The organism is Streptomyces sp. NPDC085944 (genome assembly GCF_040686295.1).
GTDB classification, from domain to species: domain Bacteria; phylum Actinomycetota; class Actinomycetes; order Streptomycetales; family Streptomycetaceae; genus Streptomyces; species Streptomyces salinarius.
The window spans coordinates 1-24569 of record NZ_JBFBJX010000004.1 but is presented as its reverse complement, the minus strand read 5'-3'; the positions used below and the strand labels follow the sequence as shown (position 1 = coordinate 24569).

16 protein-coding genes are annotated in these 24569 nt (G+C 73.4%); 2 read left to right on the top strand and 14 right to left on the bottom strand.

Going from position 1 to position 24569, the window contains the following annotated elements; genetic code table 11:
- The first annotated feature begins 201 nt into the window (after positions 1-201).
- Positions 202-1593, top strand: a complete 1392-nt coding sequence (locus AB0P07_RS08815; RefSeq protein WP_365547127.1) for a ricin-type beta-trefoil lectin domain protein — start codon at positions 202-204, stop codon at positions 1591-1593.
- Positions 1594-1612: 19 nt separating this feature from the next.
- On the opposite strand, the gene AB0P07_RS08810 is transcribed toward AB0P07_RS08815, so the two are convergent.
- The 14 genes from AB0P07_RS08810 to AB0P07_RS08745 all read right to left on the bottom strand — a co-directional run bounded on the left by AB0P07_RS08810 (position 1613) and on the right by AB0P07_RS08745 (position 17150).
- Positions 1613-2281, bottom strand: coding sequence for an ATP-binding cassette domain-containing protein (locus AB0P07_RS08810; RefSeq protein WP_365547125.1), 669 nt, complete (start codon positions 2279-2281; stop codon positions 1613-1615).
- The gene (locus tag AB0P07_RS08805) at positions 2274-3197 is read right to left on the bottom strand and encodes an ABC transporter ATP-binding protein (RefSeq protein WP_365548096.1); all 924 of its coding nucleotides are present in this window, start codon (positions 3195-3197) and stop codon (positions 2274-2276) included. Before AB0P07_RS08805 ends, AB0P07_RS08810 begins: the two co-directional genes overlap by 8 nt.
- 104 nt (positions 3198-3301) lie before the next feature.
- Positions 3302-4189 (bottom strand): ABC transporter permease, encoded by an 888-nt coding sequence (locus AB0P07_RS08800; RefSeq protein WP_365547122.1) that lies wholly within the window; start codon positions 4187-4189, stop codon positions 3302-3304.
- Positions 4190-4194: 5 nt separating this feature from the next.
- On the bottom strand, positions 4195-5163 hold the full coding sequence (locus AB0P07_RS08795) for an ABC transporter permease (protein WP_365548093.1): 969 nt from the start codon (positions 5161-5163) through the stop codon (positions 4195-4197).
- Between the two features lie 32 nt (positions 5164-5195).
- Positions 5196-6824, bottom strand: a complete 1629-nt coding sequence (locus AB0P07_RS08790) for an ABC transporter substrate-binding protein (protein ID WP_365547119.1) — start codon at positions 6822-6824, stop codon at positions 5196-5198.
- A gap of 160 nt (positions 6825-6984) precedes the next feature.
- Positions 6985-7494, bottom strand: coding sequence for an O-acetyl-ADP-ribose deacetylase (locus tag AB0P07_RS08785; protein ID WP_365547116.1), 510 nt, complete (start codon positions 7492-7494; stop codon positions 6985-6987).
- A gap of 31 nt (positions 7495-7525) precedes the next feature.
- Positions 7526-8935: an NAD(P)/FAD-dependent oxidoreductase gene (locus AB0P07_RS08780; RefSeq protein WP_365547113.1), complete on the bottom strand. Its 1410-nt coding sequence runs from the start codon at positions 8933-8935 to the stop codon at positions 7526-7528.
- A gap of 110 nt (positions 8936-9045) precedes the next feature.
- Positions 9046-9891: an inositol monophosphatase family protein gene (locus AB0P07_RS08775; protein WP_365547110.1), complete on the bottom strand. Its 846-nt coding sequence runs from the start codon at positions 9889-9891 to the stop codon at positions 9046-9048.
- 133 nt (positions 9892-10024) lie between these two features.
- Complete coding sequence (locus tag AB0P07_RS08770; protein ID WP_365547107.1) at positions 10025-11863, bottom strand: gamma-glutamyltransferase; 1839 nt, start codon at positions 11861-11863, stop codon at positions 10025-10027.
- A gap of 318 nt (positions 11864-12181) precedes the next feature.
- A complete protein-coding gene (locus tag AB0P07_RS08765) occupies positions 12182-12715 on the bottom strand; it encodes an EF-hand domain-containing protein (RefSeq protein WP_365547104.1) in 534 nt (177 codons plus the stop codon).
- A gap of 171 nt (positions 12716-12886) precedes the next feature.
- Positions 12887-13798, bottom strand: coding sequence for a class I SAM-dependent methyltransferase (locus tag AB0P07_RS08760; protein WP_365547101.1), 912 nt, complete (start codon positions 13796-13798; stop codon positions 12887-12889).
- Positions 13799-13877: 79 nt separating this feature from the next.
- Positions 13878-14981 (bottom strand): NAD(P)-dependent alcohol dehydrogenase, encoded by a 1104-nt coding sequence (locus AB0P07_RS08755; protein ID WP_365547098.1) that lies wholly within the window; start codon positions 14979-14981, stop codon positions 13878-13880.
- Between the two features lies 1 nt (position 14982).
- Positions 14983-16392 (bottom strand): aldehyde dehydrogenase family protein, encoded by a 1410-nt coding sequence (locus AB0P07_RS08750; protein ID WP_365547095.1) that lies wholly within the window; start codon positions 16390-16392, stop codon positions 14983-14985.
- Between the two features lie 2 nt (positions 16393-16394).
- Positions 16395-17150 carry a (5-formylfuran-3-yl)methyl phosphate synthase gene (locus AB0P07_RS08745; RefSeq protein WP_365547092.1) on the bottom strand — a complete coding sequence of 252 codons (756 nt, stop codon included), beginning with the start codon at positions 17148-17150 and terminating at the stop codon, positions 16395-16397.
- Between the two features lie 336 nt (positions 17151-17486).
- Between AB0P07_RS08745 and AB0P07_RS08740 the strand changes: the two genes are divergently transcribed.
- Positions 17487-24413, top strand: a complete 6927-nt coding sequence (locus AB0P07_RS08740; RefSeq protein WP_365547089.1) for a glycoside hydrolase domain-containing protein — start codon at positions 17487-17489, stop codon at positions 24411-24413.
- The last annotated feature ends 156 nt before the right edge of the window (positions 24414-24569 follow it).

The window sequence follows — 24569 nt, the reverse complement described above, 5'->3', positions numbered from 1 at the left end:
TACCGGTGACGCGGTGACTACTGGATCAGGCTCACCCTAGAACTCGAACAGAACCGAATCAATTATCCCGTCGGAGTTTGTTTGTTCCTGATGGACGGTCGCACCTCCGGGGCGACCGGTCACGGGACGTGGACCCTCGGGGCACTCAGGTCTGCCCCGAGGCCCCCTGACCCGGAATCGATCACCACGTAACGTCCTTGCGTGAACTTGTGGACTTCCCTGGAGCCCGCGTCCGCCACCGTCGACCCCGGCAGCAGTACGCGCGTACGGCTGCGGGTGCGCAACACCGGTGACGTGGTGGACGAGTACCGGTTCGAGCCGGTGGGGGACGTGGCCCCCTGGACGACGGTCGAGCCGCCGACCCTGCGCCTGTACCCGGGCACGACCGGCACCGTGGAGCTGACCTTCGCTCCGCCGCGTACGCCGGATGCGGCGGCGGGACCGAACCCGTACGCGGTGCGGATCACGCCGACCGAGCACCCGGACGCGGTGACGGTGCCGGAGGGGAACCTCACGATCACGGCGTTCACCGAGGTGCGGGCCGAGTTGGTGCCGCCGACGGTGAAGGGGCGGTTCCGGGGCCGGCCCAGGCTGGCGGTGGACAACCTCGGCAATACGAAGGTGACCGCCTCGGTCGCGGGCAGCGACACCGGCGACCACCTCGCCTACGAGATCCGGCCCTCGAACGTCCAGATCGAGCCGGGGCGTGCGGCGTTCGTGGAAACCACGCTGAAGCCCAAGCAGGTCATCTGGTTCGGGTCGAAGGAGGAACGGCCCTACAAGCTGGCGGTACGCCGCTCCGGCGTCGATCCCACCGACGTCGAGGGCACCTACGTCCAGCGCGGCTTCCTGCCCCGCTGGCTGGCCACCTTCGTCGGCATCTTCGTGGCGCTGGCGCTCGCGTTCGTGATGATCTGGATCGCGTACAAGCCGCAGGTGCGCACCAGCGCCACCGAACAGGCCCAGCAGGCGGGCGCCGCGCTCGCCCCCAGCCCCAGCGCCAGCCCCCAGACGCTCCCCAGCACCGCCGAGTCCGCGCCAGCCGAGCAGCCGAAGGTGCAGGAACCGACCGCGGAGGAGCCAAGGGACGACGGCGGCGGGGGTGGAGGCGGGGAGGAGAAGGCGCCGGCGCCCCAGAAGTCCGAGAAGGAGACCTCCGGCGGGGGCGGCGAGGAGAAGCCGGACACCGAGGCCCCGGAGCCCGTCGCCCCCGGCACGACCATCTACGGCCACGCCTCGAACCGTTGCATCGAGGTGGCGGGTCACAAGTGGCGGGACGGTGCGCCGCTGCAGATCGCGGACTGCACCGGCAAGGCCTGGCAGAAGTGGGACTTCCGGCCCGACGGCACGATCCGGTCGCTCGGCCTGTGCATGGACGCGACGTGGGGCGGTACGGCCAACGGCACGGTGGTCCAGGTGGCGGTGTGCAGTGGCAACCCGGCCCAGCAGTTCATCCTGGCCGGGCCCAAGGACCTGGTCAACGTGCAGGCCAACAAGTGCGTGGACGTGGTCGACGAGAAGACCGGCAACGGCGCCGGGCTTCAGCTCTGGGAGTGCAACGGCCGGGACAACCAGAAGTGGAGCACCCGCTGACCCCGGCCGGGGCAGCAGGTCAGCTCTTCGGCGTGGAGGCCACACAGGCCCACTCGACGGTGCGGTCGCACCAGCGGTCCAGCAGGACGCGGTCGTGGCCGACGGCCAGCAGCCCCGCTCCCGTGCCGGCCCGGTAGGCCTCCACCACCCGGACCAGGGCGGCCGTGGTCGAGGCGTCCAGCATCGCGGTCATCTCGTCGCACACCAGCCAGCGCGGGCGCAGCACCAGCGCCCGGGCGAGGCACGCGCGTTGCAGCTGGCCGTCGCTGACCTCGTGCGGGCGTCTGCTCAGCAGGTCGGTGGTCAGCCCCACGGTGGCGGCCAGTTCGGCGACCCGGTCGGCGGCCTGCGCCCGCCGGCCGGTGGCACGCAGCGGCTCGGCGACGAGGCCGGCGAGTGTCAGCCGGGGGTCCGCGGAGAGGCGGGCCTGCTGGAAGACGACACCGAAGGCGGTGCGCAGGGCACGCGGGGCGCCGTGCCGCCAGCGCCGTACGGGGGTGCCGTCGAGGACCAGTGCGCCGGCGTCGGGCCGGTGCAGCAGAGCCGCGACGCGGGCGAGGGTGGACTTGCCGCAGCCGCTGGGACCGAGCAGCCCGACGGCCTCCCCCGGTGCCACGGACAGGGAGACGTCCCGGAACACGGGCGCCTTCCTGTCGTATCCGGCGGTGACGGTGCGCAGTTCAAGCACGGTCGGCCGCCTCCGTCAGTGCGGCGTGCGGGTGGTGGCAGGCGACCTCGCCGCGCAGTGGGGGCAGGGTGGCGCAGGCGCCGCTCGCCCGGTCGCAGCGGGCGGCGAAGGCGCAGCCGTCGGGCAGGGCGCCGAGTTCGGGCGGCAGGCCGGGGACGGGGACGAAGGCGCGGTCGGGCAGCGCGTCGAGCAGGCCGCGGCTGTAGGGGTGGCGGGGGCCGGAGGTGCCGAAGAAGGCGGTGGCGTCGGAGAGTTCGACGACACGGCCGGCGTACATGACGGCGACGCGGTCGGCGATGCGCTCGGCGGCGGCCAGGTCGTGGGTGATCATCAGCAGGGCACGGCCACCCCCCTTGTCGAGATGTCGTCTCAGTTCGTCGACCGTGTGGTCCACCAGGTCCCGGTCGAGCCCGGTGGTCGGCTCGTCGGCGAGCAGCAGCGGAGCGTCGCCGACGAGGGCGAGGGCGGTGGCGGCACGCTGGGCGAGGCCGCCGGAGAGTTCGTGCGGATGGCGATCGAGGTGGTCCACGGGGAACGCGGCGCGTTCGGCGGCGGCCTCGGCGGCCTCGCGCAGGGCGGTGCGGCCGCGGACCCCGGTGAGTTCCGCGACCGTCTCCGCCAGCTGTGAGCGGATGGTGCGGACCGGGGTGAGGTGGGCGGCCGGGCTCTGCGGGACGAGGCCGATCAGCCGGCCCCGTACGGTGCGGGCGAAGGTCCGTTCGTCGGCGGCGAGCAGGTCGAGGTCGCCGAGGAGGGCACGGCCCGCGGTCTGCGCGTTGCCGGGCAGCAGCCCGAGCAGGGCGGAGGCGAGGACGGACTTGCCGCAGCCGCTCTCGCCGATCAGGGCCAGGCACTGGCCGGCCGCCACGTCGAAGCGTGCGTCGGTCACGGCGGCGACGCGGCGCCCGTCCGGCATGCGGAAGCGCACCGACAGACCGCGCACCGACAGCACGGGCGGCGCCGACGGCGCGGGGGGCACCGACGGCACGGGGGGCACCGACGGCACGGGGGCTCGCCCGGTCACAGCATCAGCTCCGATCGGCTGCGGGGGTTGATCCGCTCCCGCCAGGCGCCCGCGAGTCCGGCGACGGCGAGGGTCGGCACGATGATGAAGAGGCCGGGGAAGAGCGTGGGCCACCACTGCCCGGCCAGCAGCGAACCCCGGGCCTCCTGGATGAGGTTGCCGAGGCTCGCGGTGTGGGTGGGCAGGCCGAGACCGAGGAAGGACAGCGCCGACTCGTGCCACATGGCATGCGGCACCATGAGTACGGCGGCCGGCGCGGCCTGCGGCAGCACGCCGGGCAGCAGGTGCCGTACCGTCACCCGCCACCGGGACGCGCCGCCGGAGACGGCCGCGTCGATGTGGGCACGGGCGCGCACGGACAGCACCTCGGCGCGGACGATGCGCGCGGTGGACAGCCAGTGGGTGAGCGCGACGGAGGCCACCACGGGCCAGACGCCCGGCCGGAACATGGCGACGATGAAGATGCCCATCAGCAGGTGCGGCACGGAGGACAGGGCGTCGACGACCCGCATGACTCCCCGGTCGACCCAGCCGCCGAGCGCACCGGCCGTGGCGCCCACGGCGGTGCCCACGACCGTCGCCGTCAGCGCGGCCGCCACGCCGACGAGCAGGGAGACGCGCAGGCCGTAGACGCAGCGCAGCAGCAGGTCGCGGCCGACGTCGTCGGTGCCGAAGGGGTGTGCCAAGCCGGGGGCCCGGAGCTTGGCGGCCAGGTCGACGGCCTGCTGGTCGAGTTGCACCAGCGGCGGCACGAGCAGCACGGCGAGCACGGTGACGGTCAGCAGCGCGGCGGAGGTGCGCAGGCGCAGGGTGCGGGTGGAGCGGCGGTCGCCGCTCCGGGAGCGCCACACGGTGCCGGTCTTCTCGGCGGCGACGTCAGCCATGGACATCACATCTCACTGAGCTTCACCCTCGGGTCGAAGAGTCCGTAGAGCAGGTCGGCCAGCAGGTTGCCGGCGAGTACGGCGGCGGTGGCGAGCGTGGTCAGGGCGGCGAGCAGCGGGAAGTCGACGGCGGTGGCCGCCTCGACGGTGGCGGCGGCGATGCCCGGCCAGCTGAAGACGCTCTCCACCAGCAGGGCGCCGGTGATGAGTTCGGGCACGCGGGAGCCGATCAGGGTGAGCACGGGCAGCAGTCCGGAGCGCAGGGCGTGCCCGAGCAGCACCGTGCTCTCTTGCAGACCGCGGGCCCGTGCGCCGCGCACCGGGTCCTCCGCGAGCGCATCGGCGACGCCCTGACGCACGTAGAGCGTGAACCAGGGCAGTTGGGAGACGGCGAGCACTCCGGCGGGCAGCACGATGTGGCCCGCGACCTGCCCCGGGGTGACCTGTTCGCCGGCGGTGTCGGTGAGACCGCCGGCGGGCAGCAGGTCCCACTGGAGGGCGAACAGCCACACGGCGAGCAGCGCGATCCAGAAGACCGGCGCCGCCTCCAGGGTGTACGCGAGGGAGGTGATGGCCCGGTCGGGCATCGAGCCGGGGCGCCGGGCGGCCAGCACGCCGAGGAGCGTGCCGAGGGTGACCGCGGCGGCGAAGGCGACGGCACACAACAGGGCGGACCAGACGAGGCGTTCGCCGATGACCTGGGTCACGGGCTGCCGCAGCACGCTGGAGTGGCCGAGGTCGCCGGTGAGGGCGTCGGTCAGCCAGTGCCACCAGCGGACGACGAAGGACTGGTCCACGCCGAGGTTCTCGCGCAGCCGGTCCAGGGTCTCCTGGTCGGCGCCGAGCGCGGCGCTGCCGGCGTACGCCTTGACGGGGTCGAAGGGTGAGGCGGCGGCGATCGCGAACACGCCGAAGGTGACGACGAGGACGACGGGCAGGGCGAACAGCGCCCGCCGCCCCGCGAGTCGTGCCATGGCGCCCCAGGGCAGCCGCCGGAGGGTTCCGGTCACTTCCTGGGCTGCCAGTCCTCGATGTTCCACCAGGGCCCGCTGGCGAAGCCGTGCTCGTGGGGCTCCAGTTGGGTGCTCAGCCCGTCCCAGCGGTCGGCGAGGACGTAGAGGTGGTCGATGTGGGTGAGGAAGGTGTAGCCGGGGTCGTCGACGAGGGCCCGCTGGATCCTGTCGTAGGCGGCCGCGCGCTTCTCCGGGTCCTGGCTGCGGCGCCCGGTGTCGAGCGCCTCGTCGACGGCCGGGTTGTCGTAGTGGGCCATGTTGTTGAAGCCGTCGCCGGCGAGGGTGGAGTGCAGCAGGGTGTAGAGGCCGAAGTCGGGGTCGCCGACGCTGCCGAGGCCCGCGAGGACCGCGTCGGTCGTCATCCGCGGTTCGATGACCTCCCAGGTGGCGCCCTCGACCTTCACCTCGATGCCGGCCTTCTTGGCGTCGGAGGCGTAGGCGAGCGCGTGGTCCTGGCGGACCTTGTCGCCGGAGGGGTAGTACAGGGTGAACGAAGCGCTCTGTCCGTCCTTGGCGCGGACGCCGCCGGAGCCGGGCTTCCAGCCGGCCTCGTCCAGGATGCGCTTCGCCTTCGCGAGGTCGTGCGGACGCTCGATGCCGCGCTCGTACCAGGGGTCCTCGACGGGCAGCGGTCCGTACGCCGGCCGACCCGCGCCGTCGAGGATCTTGTCGGCCATGGCCTGCCGGTCCACGGCGGCGTCCAGGGCCCGGCGGACCGCGCGGTCGCCGGTGACCTTGCCCGAGGTGGGCAGGGTGACGGCCCGGAAGTCGTAGGACCTGGCCCGGTAGGTGCGCCGACCGTCGTCCTTGTCGAAGGTGGCGGCGAGGTTGGGGGGCAGGACGGCGCCGTCGAGGTCGCCGGAGCGCAGCCGGGTGGCGCGCACGTTGTCGTCGGGGACGATGGCCATGGTGAACGACTTCACCGCGGGCCGGCCGCCCCAGTAGTGCGGGTTGGCCTTGAAGGAGAGCTTCTCGCCCTTGCTCCAGTCGGTGAGCACGTAGGGTCCGGTGCCGACCGGCTCGGTGTTGAAGTCGCCGGTGTTGGGGTCCTGTCCGCCCGCGACGTGCTCGGGGACGATGGGCAGGACGGTGCGGGCGGCGAAGGGCGCGTACGGGTACTTGAGCGTGAAGACGACGGTGTCGTCCCCGCTCGCGCGGACGGCTTCGATCGCGTCGAGTTCGCTGCGGGCGGTGTTGTTGGTCTTCTCGTCGATGACGGTGCGGTACGTGTAGACCACGTCCTTCGCGGTCAGTGGTTCGCCGTCGCTGAACCTCACGCCGTCACGCAGGGTGTACGTGTACGTCCGGCCGCCGTCGGTGATCTTCGGCAGCGCGGTGGCGAGCGCGGGCTTCAGTTCCAGGTCGGTGTCGCGGGCGAGCAGCCCGTCGAAGATCTTGGAGTTGCCGTCCTTGCCGTAGCCCAGGAGCGGGCTGAGGGTGTCCGGTTCCGAGGCCACTGCGATCACGACGGACTCGGCGGCCCCGGCGTCGTCGTCCTTCCCTCCGTCCGAGGGTGCGGAGCAGGCGGCCGCGCCGGCGGCGAACAACACCGCGGCGGCGGCGCTTCGTACCGGAAGGCTCCGATCGGTCCGACGGGTCCAACGGGTCCGACGGGCTGTCATGTCTCCCCCACGCTTGTTGTCGGCGTGTGGCTATTGCACATCAGTCGCAATAAAGCGTCAAGCCAGGTGGGAGAGCATGCCGCGGCGACGGCTCGCGGACTCAATGACGGCGTGCGGTGTCACGTCGGCCGGCCGGCGGCCGACGGCGTGCGCGCGGTGGTCAGCCCAGCCGCGCCGCGAACGCCTCGTAGGCGCGGTCGTCGAAGAGGACGAAGCGGACCTCCGTGACCGACGTCTCGGTGGTCCTGACCGTCTCGACGGCGATGCGGGCGGCGTCGTCCATCGGCCAGTGGTAGACGCCGGTGGAGATGGCGGGGAAGGCCACCGTGCGGGCGCCCAACTCGTCCGCGGTGCGCAGCGATTCGCGGTAGCAGGAGGCGAGGAGGTCCGAGCGGTCCTCGGCGGCGCTGTGCACCGGGCCGACCGTGTGGATCACCCAGCGCGCGTCCAGGTCGCCCGCGGTGGTGGCGACCGCGCGTCCGGTCGGCAGGCCCTTGCCGAGGTGGCCGGCGCGGAGCCTGCGGCACTCCGCGAGGATCGCCGGGCCGCCGCGCCGGTGGACGGCGCCGTCGACGCCGCCTCCGCCGAGGAGGGAGGAGTTGGCGGCGTTGACGATCGCGTCGGCGTGTTCGCGGGTGATGTCGCCCTGGACGAGGGTGATGGTGGGCATACGGGTCCTCGCTCGGCCGTGGGTGTCCGGGTCAGGTCTGGCGGAGTCTGCGCCAGACGGCCTTCGCCGCGTTGTGGCCCGACATGCCGTGCACGCCGGGGCCGGGAGGCGTGGCCGACGAGCAGATGAAGACGGCCGGGTGCGCAGTCGCGTACGGGAAGAGGGAGAGCTTGGGGCGGAGGAGGAGTTGCAGGCCGTTGACCGCGCCGGAGGCGATGTCGCCGCCGACGTAGTTGGCGTTGCGGGCGGCGATCTCTGGCGGGCCGGCGGTGGCGCGGGCGAGGACGCGGTCGCGGAAGCCGGGGGCGAAGCGCTCCAGTTGGCGCTCGATCGCGTCGGTGAGGTCGCCGGTCCAGCCGTTGGGGACGTGGCCGTACGCCCAGAAGACGTGCCGGCCGGCCGGGGCGCGGGTGGGGTCTACGACGCTGGGCTGCACGGTGATGAGGAACGGCCGCTCGGACGCGCGGTCGGTTCCGGAGGCCGCGTCCAGGGCGGCGCCGATCTCCGCGCTGTCGGCGCCGATCTGGACGGTGCCCGCGCCGCGGGGCTCCTCGGCCGTCCACGGGACGGGGCCGTCCAGCGCGTAGTCGATCTTGAAGACGCCGGGGCCGTACCGGTAGTTCGCGTAGTGGTGGCCGAGACCCGCGATCCGGGCCAGGGCCGTGGGCGAGGTGTCGAAGACGTACGCCCGCGCGGGCGGCAGGTCGTCGAGGCGCTTGACCTCGTAGTCGGTGTGGACGGTGCCGCCGAGGTCGCGCAGGTACCCGGCGAGGGCGTCGGAGATCGCCTGGGAGCCGCCACGGGCCACGGGCCAGCCCCGGGCGTGCGCGGCGAGCGCGAAGACCAGGCCTATGGCGCCGGTGGCGAAGCCGCCGAGCGGGGCCATGACGTGCGCGACGAGCCCGGCGAACAGGGTCTTGGCCTTCTCGTCGCGGAAGCGGCGCATCAGCCAGGTCGACGGGGGCAGGCCGGCCAGTCCGAACCTGGCGAGGGTGACGGGGTCGCGGGGCAGCGCGGTCAGCGGCAGGGACATGAAGTCCCGGGCGAGCGTGTCCCACCTGGGCAGGAAGCGCTCGACGAGCCTGCGGTAGGTGCCCGCGTCGCGCGGTCCGAAGGAGGCGGCGGTCTCGGCCACCGACCGGGACAGGACGGCGGCCGAGCCGTCGGGGAAGGGGTGCGCCATGGGCAGCGCGGGGTGCAGCCACTCGAGGCCGTATCGCTCCAGGGGGAGGCCGCGGAAGGCCGGGGAACTGATGCCGAGCGGGTGCGCGGCCGAGCACGGGTCGTGCCGGAAGCCGGGCAGGGTCAGCTCCTCGGTGCGCGCCCCGCCGCCGACGGTGCCCCGGGCCTCGAAGACGGCGACCGAGAAGCCGCGCCGGGCGAGCTCCACGGCAGCCGTCAGTCCGTTCGGCCCCGCACCCACTACGACCGCATCGAGCATCGACGGCACCTTCGGACCCCTTCGTCAGCCGATGGCCACTGGGGATCAGGATATGCCCGGGATCCGGCGGCGCGCGGTCGCGGTGCCCCGCCCGCGGCGGCCGTCGGGCATCACGCCCCGCCCGACAGCAGCGCCGCCACCCGGCGTGCCGTGGCCGCGTCGCGGGCGGCCGTGAACGGCAGGTCGTTGCCCCCGGTGATGCGGAAGGGTTCGCCCGTGCGGGTCAGGTGGGCGCCGCCCGCCTCCTCGACCAGGAGGAGACCGGCCGCGTGGTCCCAGGCCGCCTCCCAGGAGAAGGCGGTGGCGTCGGCTTCGCCCCGGGCGACCGCCAGGTACTCCAGGCCCGCCGAACCGCAGGGGCGGGGGGCCACGCCCGGGGTGCGCAGGGCGAGCAGGGCTCGCTTCTGCTCGTCCGTCGTGTAGTCCGGGTGGGAGGTGGCGACCCGCAGCTCGCGGCCGGGCTCGGGCGGTCCCGCGTACAGCCGCTCACCGTCCAGGAAGGCGCCCCGTCCGCGGACGGCCGTCGCCAGCCGGTCGTCGACCGGGGCGTAGGTCCAGGAGGCGTGCACGACGCCGTGCCGGGCGAGCGCCACCAGCGTGCAGAAGCCCTCCTCGCCGCGCACGAACTGCCGGGTCCCGTCGACCGGGTCGATGATCCACACCGGGGCTTCGCCGCGTATCGCCTCGTACGACGCGGGGTTCGCGTGCACGGCCTCCTCGCCGACCACCACCGAGCCCGGCAGCAGGCCGGCCAGGACCTCCGTCAGGCAGACCTCGGCCCGGCGGTCGGCGTCCGTGACCAGGTCGTGCGGGCCGGTCTTCTGGTCGACCTCGTCTGCCGCGAGCCGGCGCCAGCGCGGCATGATCTCCTGGGCGGCAGCCTTGCGCACGGCCGCCTCGACCTCGTCGGTGTGCCGGGAGAGAAACTCGTCGATGGTTTCGTTGTTCTCGATCATGACTCCATGAGAGCACGCGCCACTGACAATCCTCACCCGGGTGGTGTACTCCGGGTGGAATCGGCACGAACATCGCCTGCACGGGCACATGTGCCGGTCGCCCCGGTGCCGGTCACCCGGGCGCGTGTGCCGGTCAGCGGCCCACCGCGTATCCCTGCATGCCGCGCGGGTTCGCCGCCGCCGACAGCACGCCCGTCTCCGGGTCCCGCGCGACGGCGCACAGCCGGCCCTCCGACCACGCCTCCCCCACCGTCACGTCGTGCCCGCGCCGTCTCAGCTCCTCGACCACCTGCGCAGGCATCCGGGACTCCACGGTGACGGAACCCGCCCGCATGCCGCGCGGGAAGAAGGAGCCGGGGAAGCCGTCGTTGTGCCAGTTCGGGGCGTCGATCGCACCCTGGAGGTCGAGTCCGCCGCGCACCCGCGGGCGCAGCGCGACGGCGAGGAAGAAGTGCGTCTGCCACTGGTCCTGCTGGTCGCCGCCGGGGGTGCCGAAGGCCATGACCGGCACCCCGTCGCGCAGGGCGACGGACGGGGTGAGCGTGGTGCGGGGGCGGCGGCCCGGCGTGAGCGAGTTGGGCAGGCCCTCCTCCAGCCAGGTCATCTGGAGCCGGGTGCCGAGCGGGAAGCCGAGCTCGGGCACGACGGGGTTGGACTGGAGCCAGCCGCCGCTGGGCGTGGCCGAGACCATGTTGCCCCAGCGGTCCACGATGTCGAGGTGGCAGGTGTCGCCGCGGGTGCCCCCGTCGGCCGCCACGTCCGGCTCCCCCGGCACCGGGGACGTCGGGCTCTTGGCGACCGTCGGCTCGCCCACCCCCAGGGCGTCGAGGCCCTCCCCCTCCACGGCCGCGACGAGGGCGTGCGCGCTGAGCCGCGGGGTGCGCCCGCCGGGAGCGCCGGGCCGCAGTTCGAAGGACGCCTTGTCGCCCACGAGTCGGCGCCGCTCAGCGTTGTACTCCGGCGACAGCAGGTCGTCCAGCGGCACCCGGTCCGCGCCGTCCGCGTCGCCGTACCAGGCCTCCCGGTCGGCCATGGCGAGTTTGCAGCCCTCGACCAGCAGGTGGACGTAGTCGGCGGAGCCGTGGGCGGGGAGTTCGGGCGGGAGCAGCGCCAACTGCTGGAGCAGGACGGGTCCCTGGCTCCACGGGCCGGCCTTGCACAAGGTCCAGCCGTTCCAGTCGTAGGTCGCCGGTGCTTCGTAGTGGGCCGACCAGCCGGCGAGGTCGGCCGCGGTCAGGGTGCCGGTGTGGCGTTCGCCGCTGGTGTCCAGGGTGGGCCGCCCGGCCTGCCGTACGAGCGCCTCGGCTATGAATCCGGAGCGCCAGACCTCCCGGGCCGCGTCGATCTCCGCCTCCCGGTCCGCCGCTCCCGCCGTCTCGGCGAGCAACCGCTGCCAGGTGGCGGCGAGGGCGGGGTTGCGCAGCAACTCGCCGGGGCGGGGCGGGTGGCCGTCCGACAGGTAGATCTCGGCGGAGGAGGTCCACTCCGTCTCGAACAGCTGCCGGACGGTCTGCACGGTCTCCGCGACCCGTTCCACGGGCGCGTGCCCGTGCTCGGCGTAGCCGATGGCGTACTTGAGCACGTCGGCCAGTGACTTGGTGCCGTGGTCGCGCAGCAGGAGCAGCCAGGCGTCGAAAGCACCGGGCACGGCGGCGGCGAGCGGCCCGGTGCCGGGGACGAGGTCGAGTCCGAGCCCCTTGTAGTGCGCGACCGTCGCTCCGGCGGGCGCCACGCCCTGCCCGCACAGCACCCGCACCTCGCCGTCCGCCGGAGCGAGCAGGATCGGCACCTCTCCGGCGGGCCCGTTGAGGTGCGGCTCGACGACGTGCAGCACGAAGGCTCCGGCCACGGCGGCGTCGTAGGCGTTGCCTCCGTCCTCCAGCACCGCCATGGCCGACTGCGAGGCCAGCCAGTGGGTCGAGGACACCATGCCGAAAGTGCCGCTCAGGGTGGGGCGAGTTGTGAACTGCATGCCTGACCTCGGTGTTCGGGTACGTCGACGGGCCTGTGCGGCAGCGGAACGCCCCCGCGGGGAGGGTCCGGGGAGCACTGGCGCGGACCCCTCCCCTCCACGCAGCCCAGTCTCCACCGCCGCCCCGGGCCGGGCTGTCGGCCTCGGTCGCTGTCGCTGTCGCTGTCGCTGTCGCTGTCGCTGTCGCTGTCGCTGTCGCTGTCGCTGTCGCTGTCGCTGTCGCAGGCAGCGTAGATCCGCGCCGCCGACCGACGCCACCCTCCCCATCAGGTCGAACGCCTTCTCAGGCCGACGGCGGAACCCGTCCCGCCCGGCTCGTCAGGTCCGTGGGACCAGGTGGTCGCCGGCGATGCCGGACTTCTCCGGGCGGTAGTAGTCCCTGATGGCGTCGGCCCAGGTGGACACCCGCACGCGGTCCTCCCCGTCCGGGCCGAAGGCCTCGAAGAGGGCCTCGATGTTGGGCCGTGCGAAGCCGATCGCGATCATCAGCGCGACGAACTCGGGGCGGGCGACGAAGCCGTCGCCGTCCGGGTCGCCCATCGCCGCGAGCGCTTCGGCGAACTCGTCCACGGCCGCGTCGAACCGCTGCGGGTTGAGGACGACGGAGGTGAACTCCTCGGGGCTGACCCGGCCGTCGCCGTTGGCGTCCAGCTCGGTCAGGAGCGTGTCACCGTAGCGGCGGAAGGCACCGGCCATCCTTTCCTTGACGGCTTCCTGGGCGGTCGGTACCGCGGCCACCACGCGGTTGCCCATCAAGTCGAAGTCGGCGCGCTCCAGGTAGCCGTTGCCATCGGCGTCGAAGAGGGAGAAGACCAGCTCGATGCGGTCGGTCGCCTCGGTGGTGGGCACCATGGTGCACCCTGCCTTTCTTGGTGGGGCCTTGCCGTCGGAATGCGCCGGGGAGCTGCCCCCGGCGGCCGACCCCACTATCCAGTCGTCCCGGCCGCGCCGGCAGGGAACAACGGCTCTTCACACACGAACGGGGGGAAACAGTGGATCCATGCATGAAACGGGCCGGGCCCCTCACGCCGACCGCGCCCGGTCGGCGAACACCCAACGGTTGCCGCCCAGGGCGTCGTTCTCCTCGGGCAGCGGGCCGCGTCCGTGCAGGCGGGTGAAGTCGAAGGGAGTCTGCACCGACGCGGTCCAGCCCCTGCCCGTCAGCCGGGCCGCGGAGTCGGGCCGCGGCTCCCGGCTGAACAGGCCGAGCAGGTCGATGCCGAGTTCCCGGCGCGTGCACGTGTACAGCGGACTGTCGCGGTACGCCATCAGGTCCTTCTCGAGCTTGACCTCGTACGCCAGGGTGCTGCCGGGCGCACTCAGCCGGTCGACCGTGTCGACGAGCGCGGTCTCGGCGGCGCGTGGCAGGTAGAACAGCAGGCCCTCGACCAGCCACACGGTGGGGATCGTGGGGTCGAAGCCGGCGGCCGTCAGCGCGCCGGCCCAGTCGGCGCGCAGGTCGGTCCCGACCGGCACGCGCGCCGCCCGGGGCCGGGCCGACAGGGCGTCGAGGACCTTGTGCTTGAACGCGAGGACTCCGTACCTGTCGATCTCGTAGACCGCGCAGCCGGGGGGCCAGTCGAGCCGGAAGGCCCGCGTGTCCAGCCCGGCTCCCAGCAGCACCGCCTGACGGATGCCGGCGGACCGGACCGACCGGAGCAGGAAGTCGTCGAGAACCCGGGTGCGCAGGCCGAAGTAGCGGGCGAAGCGTCCCCAGAGCGGGCTCGTGTCCCCGTCCGGGGCCTGCTCCGGGCGGACCGGCCAGTGCGCGGATGCCTCGGCGCCCAGCACGAAGTGCTCCGCGAATCTGTCCCGGGCGAGGCTGTCGGGGCGGTGGGTCTCGATCGCCCGGGCCGCGGCGACCAGGAGGGCGGTCAGCCCCACTCCTCCCTCCACGCCGTCCGCAGTGGTGCTGAGCGATGCCGTGTCGGCCATGCCTTCTCCCTGGTGGGATCGTGTGGGTCGGACGTCCGTCGGAGGCGCCGGCCGGGGTGGGCGGCGGTGGGCGGCGTGTTCAGTGCCGCCGGCCGTCCGGGACCAGGACGGGTTTGACGACGCGCCCCGTCTCGCAGTCGTGTTCGGCCTCGTTGATGTCGGCGAGCGGGTAGGTGCGGATCAGCTCGTCGAAGGGGAAGCGCCCGGCCTGCCAGAGCGCGATGAGGCGGGGGATCAGCACTCCGGGGACGGCGTCGCCCTCGCAGATGTGGGAGATCGTGCGCCCCCGGTCCAGTGTCCCCACCCCGAGCGGCAAGGTGTCGTGGAGGCGTGCCACGAGGCCGAGCCGGCCGGTCGGACGCAGCGACCGGAGCGCCTCGTTGATCGGCCCGGCGGCGCCCGTGGTGTCCAGCGCGTAGGCCGCTCCACCGCCGGTCAGCCGCAGAAGGCGGTCGGACAGGCCGGTCGGAGTGGCCGGGACCGGGAGGGCGTGGAACCGTTCGGCGAGGGCCAGCCGCCCGGGATGCCGGTCCACCGCCACGGTCACCGCGCCGGCGGCGTGAGCCGCCATCACCGCGGCCAGGCCCACCGCGCCCGCGCCGAGGACGACGAGGGTGTCGCCGGGGCCGGCACCGAAGGAGTTGAGGACCGCACCGGCGCCGGTGAGGAAGCCGCAACCGAGCGGTCCGAGCAGTTCCAGGGGCAGCGCGGGATCGACCCGGACGGCGTTGCGGGCCGGGACCAGCGTGTACTCGGCGAACGAGGACTGGCCGAACCAGCGGGGGGCCAGGGGCGTCCCGCTCGCGTCGGCGAAGCGTGCGGCACGCTCCTCGCGCCCGCCGAACAGGTTCAACGAGGCGAAGGAGTCACAGTAGGCGGGGGCCGCGCCCAGGCAGTTGCGGCAGTGCCCGCAGGAGTCGAAGCTCAGCACCACAGGGTCGCCGGGGCTCAGGCCGGTGCCCGTGCCTCCCGTCTCCACCACGACTCCGGCCCCCTCGTGACCGAGGACCGCCGGCAGGGGTGAGCGGCCGGCCGAGCGCCGCACCCCCAGGTCGGTCCGGCACATCCCGCAGCCCGCGATCCGGACCAGGACCTCCCCGTCGGCCGGTCCGTCCGCCAGCACCACTTCTTCGACGGTGAACGGGCCCTCGTACGCCCGCAGTACGGCCGCGCCGAACCTCACTTCACGCCTCCTGAGGGCGGTGCACGACGAACGGTCTGAGGTTTCCGTAGAGCCCCCACGGTCCGCCCGCGACGCCGACACCGCTGTCCTTGGCACCCGCGAAGGGTTGAGCGAGGGAGAGTTCGGCGTGGTGGTTGATCCAGGCCGTTCCGCACTCCAGGCGGTCGGCGACGGCCGCGGCCCGGTCGAGGTCGGTGCCCCACACCGAGCCGCCCAGTCCGAAGCCGGTGTCGTTGGCCGCCCGGACAGCTTCGTCGAGGCTGTCGTACGGCAGGACCGGAAGGACCGGGCCGAACTGTTCCTCGGTCACCACCGGGCTGTCGGCCGGTACGTCGGCCAGGATCGTCGGGGCGAAGAAGTACCCCGGCCGGTCCAGGCGGTGTCCACCGGCCACGGCCCGGCCGCCGTCGGCCAGGGCGCGGGCCGTGTGGTGCTCGACGCGGGCGAGTTGCGGGGCGTTGTTGACCGGCCCGATGCGGGAGGCCGGGTCGAGTCCGGATCCGACGGCGGTCGTGTCCGCGCGGTGGGCGAGGGCCTCCACCACCCGGGCGTAGAGCCGGGCGGGGGCGTAGACGCGTTTGACCGCCATGCAGACCTGGCCGCAGTTGCGGAACGCCGCCCAGAACAGCCGGTCCGCGATCTCCTCCACGTCGACGTCGTCGAGCAGGACGGCTGCGTCATTGCCTCCCAGTTCCAAGGTGACGCGGGCGAGTGTGGCCGCCGCGCCCGCGGCGACGGCCCGTCCCGTGGCCGCCGACCCGGTGAAGCTCACGTGGCGGATCCCCGGGTGCGACGCGAGACGGGCGCCGAGGGGTTCCCTTCCGGTGACGATCGTCAGCACGCCCTCGGGCAGGGCAGCGGCGAGTACGGACCCCAGCATCCGGGTGGCGAGGGGGGTGAACGGTGAGGGTTTGAGCACCATCGTGTTGCCCGCGGCGAGCGCCGGTGCGAACTTCGCCGACGCCAGCTGCAGGGGGAAGTTCCACGGGACGATGGCGGCGACGGGCCCGATCGGCCGCCACCGCAGTCGGCTGTGCACGGGGCGGCCGTCCGTGATCGGTTGCGTCCCGGTGTTCAGTTCGGCGAAGTAGCGCAGCCGGGCGGCCGTGCGGGCCACCTCCGCGTGCGACTCGGTCAGCGGTTTGCCCTGTTCGCGGGTGAGGAGCGGGGCGAGAGCGGCGGCGGCCGCGTCGACGGCGTCCGCCGCCGCGAGCAGCGCCGTTCTGCGGGCGGCCGGGTCGGCCCGCCAGTCGTGCCAGGCCGCGTGGGCCCGGTCGACGGCCGCGTCCAGCTCCTCCGGTCGCCGGTCGGGAGCCTCGTCGAACGCTTCGCCGGTCGCCGGGTCGACGACGGTGAGGCACCCGCCCCGGTCTCCACGAGTGCGGGGCGAACGTCCGGTTGCCAAGGTCATGATCAGCTCTGTGCCGCGGTGGCGGCCGTGTGCTCGCGGACGTGCCGGTCCATCTCCGCCCGGAAGGCCGCCACCAGGTGCGGCTGGATGCGGCCCGCGTTGCGGTCCCCTCCCTCGCAGACCGCTCCGCGCACTCCGACGATGTCCGTCTCGATGCGGGCCAGTTCGCCCAGGTCGGCGCTCCTGACGCTGCCCGCCAGCGCGGCGAGGAGGCCGGCGTCGTGGGCACGCCGTACGAACTCGGCGCACACGTCGGGCGGAACGTGGTCGAACAGCCGCGTCCCGTCCTTGATCGCGGTGTCGAGCATGGCGGCGTCGGAACCCGAACGGCGCGCGATGTCGGGCAGCGCGAGCGGGTTGACACAGCCGATGCGGTGGGCGTCGGCGTATCCCGAGGCGACGACGAAGGCGTCCGGCCGGTGGTCCTTCACCGCACGGACGACCCCGCGCATGACCTCGACGGCCTGCTCGGGCGTGCCGCATCCGTAGAGACCGACCTTGATGTAGGTGGCCCCGGACACGGCGGCGCCGAGTGCCGCCTGGGCCACCGTGCCGGGCTTGTACGGCACGTCTCCCACGGTGGCGGAGACCGGCTTGTCCGCCGGGACCGCCGCGCGGATCTCCCGGATGACCCAAGGGTAGTTGGCTCCGAGCGAGCCCTCGTCGGGCTTCTTGACGTCGACGATGTCCAGGTGCTCGGCCGCCTTCGCGCAGTCGAGGGCCTCGTCGACACCGTCCGGAGAGATGAGCAGCAACAAGGTTGAGTCCTTTCCCCCGCACACCCGTCCGCTCATGAAGCGGATACGCGGATTCGCCTGGCTCACACGCGGTCCGCACATCATTTCCCGGGGCGTCACGTCCCGGCAGGGCGCGCGGAGTGACACACGGATCACAGCCACCAGGCGCCCGCGCCCCGCACAACGCGCCGCCCGCGCCGGACCGCGTGCGTGCGGCACGGACGCGCGGGCCCTGTACGAACTCCGTTTCCCCGTTGTATGACTTCTCCCTATGTGATGGCGGAGGCGTTCACCTCGGAGCGCTTGCTCCGATTGCCGTCTGACAACGTTGTCCATCAGGGAGGGTCCGTGCTCGTCATGCCCGACAGATCCAAGAGACCGCCGAGACGGCCGGCCCGGCCACGGGCCCTGCGGTCCACGGTCGCCGCGGTGCTCGCCGGGGCGCTCGGCCTCGCCGCGCTGGCGGGCGGCGGCACCGCCGCGGCCGTGCCCGGCCCCACCGCGTCGACCGCCGAGAGAGCGCCGACCGCCGGGACCGACTACACGAAGCTCGTCGACCCGTTCCTGTCCACCGCCGGCGACGACGGCAACGACCTCCCCGGCGCCCAGGCCCCGCACGGCCTGGCCAAGGTCAACCCGATGACGGCCCCGGGCCGCAGCCACTCGGGGTACGACTACGAGGAGGACCACATCGCCGGGTTCACCGCCACGAACCTGGACGGCGTGGGCGGTTCGGGCGGCGGCGGCGACCTGCTGGTCGTCCCGACCTCGCGGCAGTACGACAGCCGCCCGGCCACGAGCACCTACGCGCACCCCTACAGCCACGACGACGAGTCCGCGACGCCCGGCTCCTACCGGGTGGGGCTCGGCTCCCCCGCCGGGACCATCGACGCCGAGATGGCCGCGACGACCCGTACGGCGCTCGAACGGTACGGCTTCCCCGACGGAGCGCGGCCCCAGCTCGTCCTGGACCTCGCCAACAACTTCACCAGCCGCACCCGTTCGACCCTGGAAGCGACGAAGCTGAAGGACGGGACCACCGCGATCAGCGGGCTGGTCGCGGGGTCGTTCAACGGCGCCTCGTACCGCCTGTACTACTACGCGACCACGAACGTCCCCGTGGCCTCGCTGCGCACCTGGGACGACGACGGCGCGCTGGACGACGCGACCGCGCGGGACGGCAGGGACACCGGTGCCGTCCTCGGATTCGACCCGGCCGACGGCGACGACGTCGAACTGCGTGTCACGCTGTCGCCGATCAGCGCCGAACAGGCCGCGACCGACCAGCACAACGAGGTCGCGGGCCGCGGCTTCGCGGAAGTGCGCGCGCAGACGAAGGCGGACTGGAACCGCACGCTCGGCGCCGTCGCGGTGAAGGCCTCGAAGAAGGCCGACCCGGACTCGACGCTGACCAAGCTGTTCTACACGCACCTCTACCGCATGTACGCGCTGCCGGTGAACGCCACCAGCACCAGCGGCACGTACCGCGGCGTCGACGGGGCGGTGCACCGGGCGAACGGCTTCACGTACTACGACGGCTGGTCCACCTGGGACGACTTCCGCAAGTACTCCGTCGAGGCGTACATCGACCCGGCGACCTACCGGGACATGGTGCAGTCCGCGGTCGTCCTGTTCGCCGACGCGCACGCCTCGGGCAAGAGCCCGGGCAGCCTCACCCACTCGGTGCCGACCGTGCGCTGGGAGCGCTCGGCGGTGGTGATCGCGGACGCGCTGTCGAAGGGGTTCAAGGACTTCGACCGCCTCGACGAGGCGTACCCGGCGCTGAAGTCGTACACCGGCTACTACACCGGAACCCAGCTGCGGCAGGGGTACATCGCCGGCGACCCCGGTACGACGGTGCAGCGCGGCTACGACCAGTGGGCGCTGTCCGTGATCGCGGACGCGCTCGGTGCGGACGCGGACGCGAAGAAGCTGCGCGAGCAGGCGACCATGGCGATCGACAACCTGGTCAAGCCCGGCGCCTGGACCGCGGCCGACGGCACCGAGGTCGGTCTGCTCACGCCGCGCGACGGCGAGGGCGACTGGCAGAAGGCCGACTACGAGAAGTTCGAGGAGGCGAAGCTCTACCAGGGCACCCTGTGGCAGTACCACTGGTACGACGCCTACGACATGGCCGGCCTCCTGGAGGCCATGGGCGGCGAGAAGGCCGGCCGGGCGGCGATCCGCCACATGTTCGGCGAGGACTCGGACGCCGACGACGGCTCGACCATGCTGCACTCCAACGCGAACGAGATCGACCTCCAGGCCCCTTACCTCTTCAACTACGTCGGTGAGCCGAGCCTGACCCAGAAGTGGGTGCGCGCCATCTACACCGGCGAGACCTGGAACCGGTACATCGCGACCGGTTCGACGGGCGAAGCCCCCAGCTCGGGCGGCGAGTTCCGGCCGCCGGTGAAGACCAGGGTCTACGAACCGGCCCCGGACGGCTTCCTGCCGACCATGGACAACGACGCCGGCACCATGTCGACGATGTTCGTCGCCGCGGCCCTCGGGCTCTTCCCGGTGACCGCGGGGTCCAGTCAGTTCCAGATCGGCAGTCCTTTCTTCGACTCGACGACGATCCGCTACGAGAGCGGCGCCGAGTTCACCGTCGAGGCCGACGGGGTCTCGCCGAGCGACTACTACGTGCAGCGCGCGACGCTCAACGGCAAGCGGTTTACGAACACATGGCTCGACTACGCGCAGATCGTCGCCGGCGGCACCCTGACGTTCGACATGGGCTCCGAGCCGTCGTCCTGGGGCTCCCGCACCGAGCCCGCGTACTCGCTGAGCGGCGACACGGGCGACGACGGTGACGACTCCGGACCCGGCAGGGGTACGACCGTCGTCTCCGCCCGCCCCGAGACCGTCGACACCGCCGCCGACGGCACCGTCGAGAACGGCATCGAGCTTCGGCTGAACGGCCGGGCGTCGTTCGCCGCGCGCAAGGGCACCAGTCTCACCCGGAGCGGCGCGGCGAGCGTCACCGGCCTTCCGGACGGGGTCGAGGCGGACCTCCGGGTCACCGGCCGGCGCACGGCGTCCCTGAAGCTCACCGGCACCACGAGGACCGACGCGCGGCTCGGCCTCGTCTTCGCCGACCGGGCCTTCCCGCGCGGCACACCGGCCTCGACGGTCACCGGCACCGGCGTGTCCGTGACCGACCCGCTGGTGGTCTCGGCGGCGGCGGTGCACCGGGGGAGCCTCGCCGCCCTCGCCGACGAGGCGTCCCTGGTGCGCGAGGGCAACTACTCCGACGGTTCCTACGGGATCTTCCGGGCGGCGCTGGAACGCGCGCGGACCGTCCTCGCGGACCCCGCCTCGCCGACCGGCACGCTCATGGCGGCCCACGACGCGCTGCGGTCCGCGACCGACGCGCTCACCCTGGACGAGGGCGGTTACGCCGTCCTCCAGGCCGAGGACCCGGACCGGATGGAGGGCCCGAGCCTGGTGAAGGAGGCCTACCACTCGGACGGCGACCTCGGCGGCGTCACCGAGGGCTCCTGGGAGCAGTACACCGGCCTCGACTTCGGCGGGGTCGCCCCGCGCAGCGTCTCCGTGCGCTACGCCAACGCGCAGGCACCGACCGCGGACCCGAGCAGCGTGGCCCTTCACGCCGGGGACGCCGACGGCCCGGTCGTCGCCACCGTCTCCCTGCCGGGGACCGGCGGCTGGCAGTACTACACGACCGTCCAGGCGGCCGTCACCGACCCGGACGCCCTGCTGGACGCGTCGAGCGCGACGTTCGTGTTCCACGCCCCGTCGGGACAGCGGTGGGTGTCGAACTTCGACTGGTACCGGTTCTCGCCCGAGGAGGCCCCGTCGTCCTCCCCGGTCACCACGCTCGCCACGCTCACCGCGGCCGACGCCACCGGGACCGGCGACGGTTCGCTCCCGTTGAAGCTCTCGAACGGCGTCTTCGAGAACGTGACGAACGGCGCCTGGGCCGAGTGGCGGGACACCGGCCTCGGTGACGGCGCCGACACCGTCGCCGTCGGCTACGACAAGCCCCGCTCCCGCGCGGCCTCGGACTCGCGCATCGAACTGCGCCTGGGCGCCGAGGACGGCCCGCCGGCGGTCGAGATCCCCCTCGACTACACCGGCTCGGGCTGGGGCACCGTGGCCACCACGAGCGTACGGCTCGACCCGGACGTCTTCGACGGCACCCGGGACGTGTTCGCCGTCTTCGTCTCCAGCACCCAGACCGACGCGCAGCCGTACGTGGCCAACATCCACTCGCTCACCTTCACCCGGCAGGCGGACGCCCCGGTGGTCTTCGACGCCACGGCGTTCACGGACAGCAGCGGGGGCGGGCTCAAGAGCGAGCCGGCCACCTGGGACGACGCGGGCTCGGCCACCAGCCTCGGCGGCACCTACGACGGCGCCTGGCTCGACTACGGAGCCGTCGACTTCGGCGACTCCCCCAAGAACACGCTCACGCTCACCTACGTCAACAACTCCGCCCGCTGCGGCACCGGTTCCGCCGTCCAGCTCTACCTGGACTCCTTCGACGCGGACAGCCCCGGCACGCCGTACGCGGCCGTTCCCCTGCCGGTCACCGGCAACTCGTGGTCGTCGGGAGGGACGACCAGCCTGACCCTGCCGAAGCCGGTCACCGGCACGCACGCCGTGCACCTGCGGCTGACCACGAACGCGGACTCCGCGCACCCGTACGTCGCCAACCTCGGCCGGATCACCTTCGGCCACGTCGAGCCGCCCGCGGAGACGGACCTGTCCGCCCTGCGGAAGGCTGTCGAGCGGTACGAGGGGCTGTCCGAGGACGCGGACCGGTACGGCACGATCGACTTCGCGGTGTTCCGCCGCGAACTCGCCGCCGCCCGCGCCCTCCTGGACGCCGGGGACGCGACGCAGCCGGAGGTCGACCTGCGGACCCGGGCCCTCACCCTGGCCGCGAACCAGCTGGTGCCCCTCCCCCGGCTGAAGCTGGAGAACCTGGTCGCCACCGCGTCCGCCCTCGCCGACGAGCGGTACACGGAGGCCTCGTGGCGTGCGTTCACCACGGCGCTCACCGCGGCGAAGGCGGCGCTGGCCGACGACTCGGCCACGGACCGCGCCCTCGGCGAACGGTACGCGGCCCTCGACCGCGCCCAGACCGCGCTCACCACGAAGCGCAGGACGGTGCCCGCCGCACCCGCCGCGGTGTCCGCGACCTCGTCCGGCACCAGTGTGAGGGTCATCTGGGCCGCGCCCGGGGACGACGGGGGCTCGCCGGTCACCGGCTACGAGATCACGCTCGGCGACGGCCACCGGGTCGAGATCGCGGATCCGGACAGCCGGAGCACGGTGTTCACCCGGCTGAAGGACGGCACGTCGTACACGGCGCGGGTCCGCGCGGTGAACGCCCTGGGCGACTCCCCCTGGAGCGCCTCGACGCAGCCCGCCGTCACGGGCGACAACACGCCCCAGACGCCGGTCGTCACGGGCGTGGTCACCGACGGCGAGCGGGTCCGGGTGAGCTGGCGGTCCGCCGGGGACGGCGGCTTCCCGGTCGTCGGCTACACGGTGGCGCTCGACGACGGGACGACCGTGCACGTGTCCGGCACCGCGGACACCGCACTGCTCACCACGACGGGCCGGGCGAAGACCCACACCGCCACCGTCACCGCGGTGACCCCGGCCGGCAGCTCCGACGCCCCCGGCACGGCGACCGCGACCACGGCCGCCGCCGCCCCGGACCCCGCGGACTACGAGCCTTCCCCTTTCCCGGACGACGTGCTCGACGCCGCCTACGCGTCGGACTCGTGGCCCGCGACCGACGACGGGAGCGACTACTTCAACCGGCTCCTCGGCGGCTTCGACGACCTGGACTCCGGCACCCTCGGCGCCAACGAGAAGTGGACCGGAGGCACTTCGCTCACGGCCGAGAACGACACGATCACCGTCGCCGTCAACAACGCGGCGACGCGGGAGCGGGTCGACCGGGCCGAGGTGGACGCGTCCCACAGCGCCACCGTCACGATGGCCGACGGCCTCGGCTCCCGGCTCGGCCCGCTGTACAGCCAGGCCCTGGAGGAAGGGCGACTGCCCAAGACCAGCGCACTGTTCTCCCGCGTCACCGAGAACCTCGACACCCACGACGCGGCGAAGAACCACTACCAGTACCTGCGCCCTTACGTGCGGCTCGGCTTCGCCGGGGACGGCGGCGCGATCTACGAGTCGCAGGACAGCTCGTACAGCGGACTCGCCGGCCAGGGCTCGTACCCGAGCGGCCACACCTACGGCGGTTACGAGGCCGGGACGATCCTCGCCACGCTGCTGCCCGACCTGGCGCCGTCGATCCTCGCCCGCACCTCGGAGTACGGGGACAACCGCGTCGTCCTCGGGTTCCACTACCCGCTCGACGTCATGGGCGGCCGCATCACCGCGCAGGCCACGGTGGCGCACCGCTGGGCGGACCCCGCCTTCGCGGAGCTGCTGCGGCAGGCCCACACCGAGATCGAGAACGTGCTGCTCGCGCGGTGCGAGGAGGAGGGATACGGCGACACCCTCACGGCCTGTGCGGGCGACCGGTACGCCGGGCTGAGCACCGGACAGGCCGTGGACCTGTACACGCGGCGCCTGACGTACGGGTTCTCCCGGACCGGCGAGGCCGGGCAGACCCTCGACGCACCGGCCGACGCGGCGGCGCTGCTGGTCACGGCCTTCCCGGACCTCACCGCCGGGCAGCGCACCCAGGTCCTGGAGCAGACCGCCACGGACTCCGGGTACCCGCTCGACCTCAGCGCGTCCGGCGGGCCGGGCTGGCAGCGGATCAACCTCGCGGCGGCGATGGCGGCGGACGTGGTGGTGAACGCCGACGGGTCGGTCACGGTGACCGACTTCCCGGACGCCACGAAGGCCAGTGTGGCCGACGCCTCCGCGATCACCGTGGGGGGCGTCGCGCTCGACGGGTTCGACCCGGACGTGAGCACGTACGTCGTGGACTGGCCGGGGCACGGGAGGATCCCGGCCGTCGGGGCGGTGGCCGCCGAGTCGGGGGCCACAGTGAAGGTCACCGACGGCAGTGACACGGTCTCGTCGTCCCGCTCCCGTCTGACCACCCGCACGATCACGGTGACCTCTGCCAACGGTGAGTACACCCGGACGTACACGGTCGGCGTCCGGCGGACGACGGACCACCGCCCCCACTGGTGGACCGCGTCCGACGGTCGGGGTGCCGCGGGCGGCGACGGCGGCGGCGGCGCGGGCGCCGGCGGCCTGTGGTCGCCGGCCCGGGAGTGGGAGGTGACGCGGGGCACGCCCCGGGCGCAGGGGGTGAGATGACGGTGCCGGGCTCCCGCTGACCGCTCCCCCGGTACTGGCGCCGCCGTGCGGGCCCGGCCGCACGGCGGCGGCCGTAGCGGGGGGGGGGGGGTGGGGTGCGGGGGGGGGGGAAATGGGTGGCGGGTACCCAGGGGGGGTGGGGCGGGGGGAGGCGGA

Coding starts and splice junctions, on each gene's coding strand:
- AB0P07_RS08760 (WP_365547101.1), bottom strand. CDS start 13,798: ATGGCCGACACGGCATCGCTCAGCACCACTGCGGACGGCGTGGAGGGA.
- AB0P07_RS08770 (WP_365547107.1), bottom strand. CDS start 11,863: ATGCAGTTCACAACTCGCCCCACCCTGAGCGGCACTTTCGGCATGGTG.
- AB0P07_RS08795 (WP_365548093.1), bottom strand. CDS start 5,163: ATGGCACGACTCGCGGGGCGGCGGGCGCTGTTCGCCCTGCCCGTCGTC.
- AB0P07_RS08765 (WP_365547104.1), bottom strand. CDS start 12,715: ATGGTGCCCACCACCGAGGCGACCGACCGCATCGAGCTGGTCTTCTCC.
- AB0P07_RS08740 (WP_365547089.1), top strand. CDS start 17,487: ATGCCCGACAGATCCAAGAGACCGCCGAGACGGCCGGCCCGGCCACGG.
- AB0P07_RS08790 (WP_365547119.1), bottom strand. CDS start 6,824: ATGACAGCCCGTCGGACCCGTTGGACCCGTCGGACCGATCGGAGCCTT.
- AB0P07_RS08785 (WP_365547116.1), bottom strand. CDS start 7,494: ATGCCCACCATCACCCTCGTCCAGGGCGACATCACCCGCGAACACGCC.
- AB0P07_RS08775 (WP_365547110.1), bottom strand. CDS start 9,891: ATGATCGAGAACAACGAAACCATCGACGAGTTTCTCTCCCGGCACACC.
- AB0P07_RS08750 (WP_365547095.1), bottom strand. CDS start 16,392: ATGACCTTGGCAACCGGACGTTCGCCCCGCACTCGTGGAGACCGGGGC.
- AB0P07_RS08780 (WP_365547113.1), bottom strand. CDS start 8,935: ATGCTCGATGCGGTCGTAGTGGGTGCGGGGCCGAACGGACTGACGGCT.
- AB0P07_RS08805 (WP_365548096.1), bottom strand. CDS start 3,197: ATGCCGGACGGGCGCCGCGTCGCCGCCGTGACCGACGCACGCTTCGAC.
- AB0P07_RS08800 (WP_365547122.1), bottom strand. CDS start 4,189: ATGGCTGACGTCGCCGCCGAGAAGACCGGCACCGTGTGGCGCTCCCGG.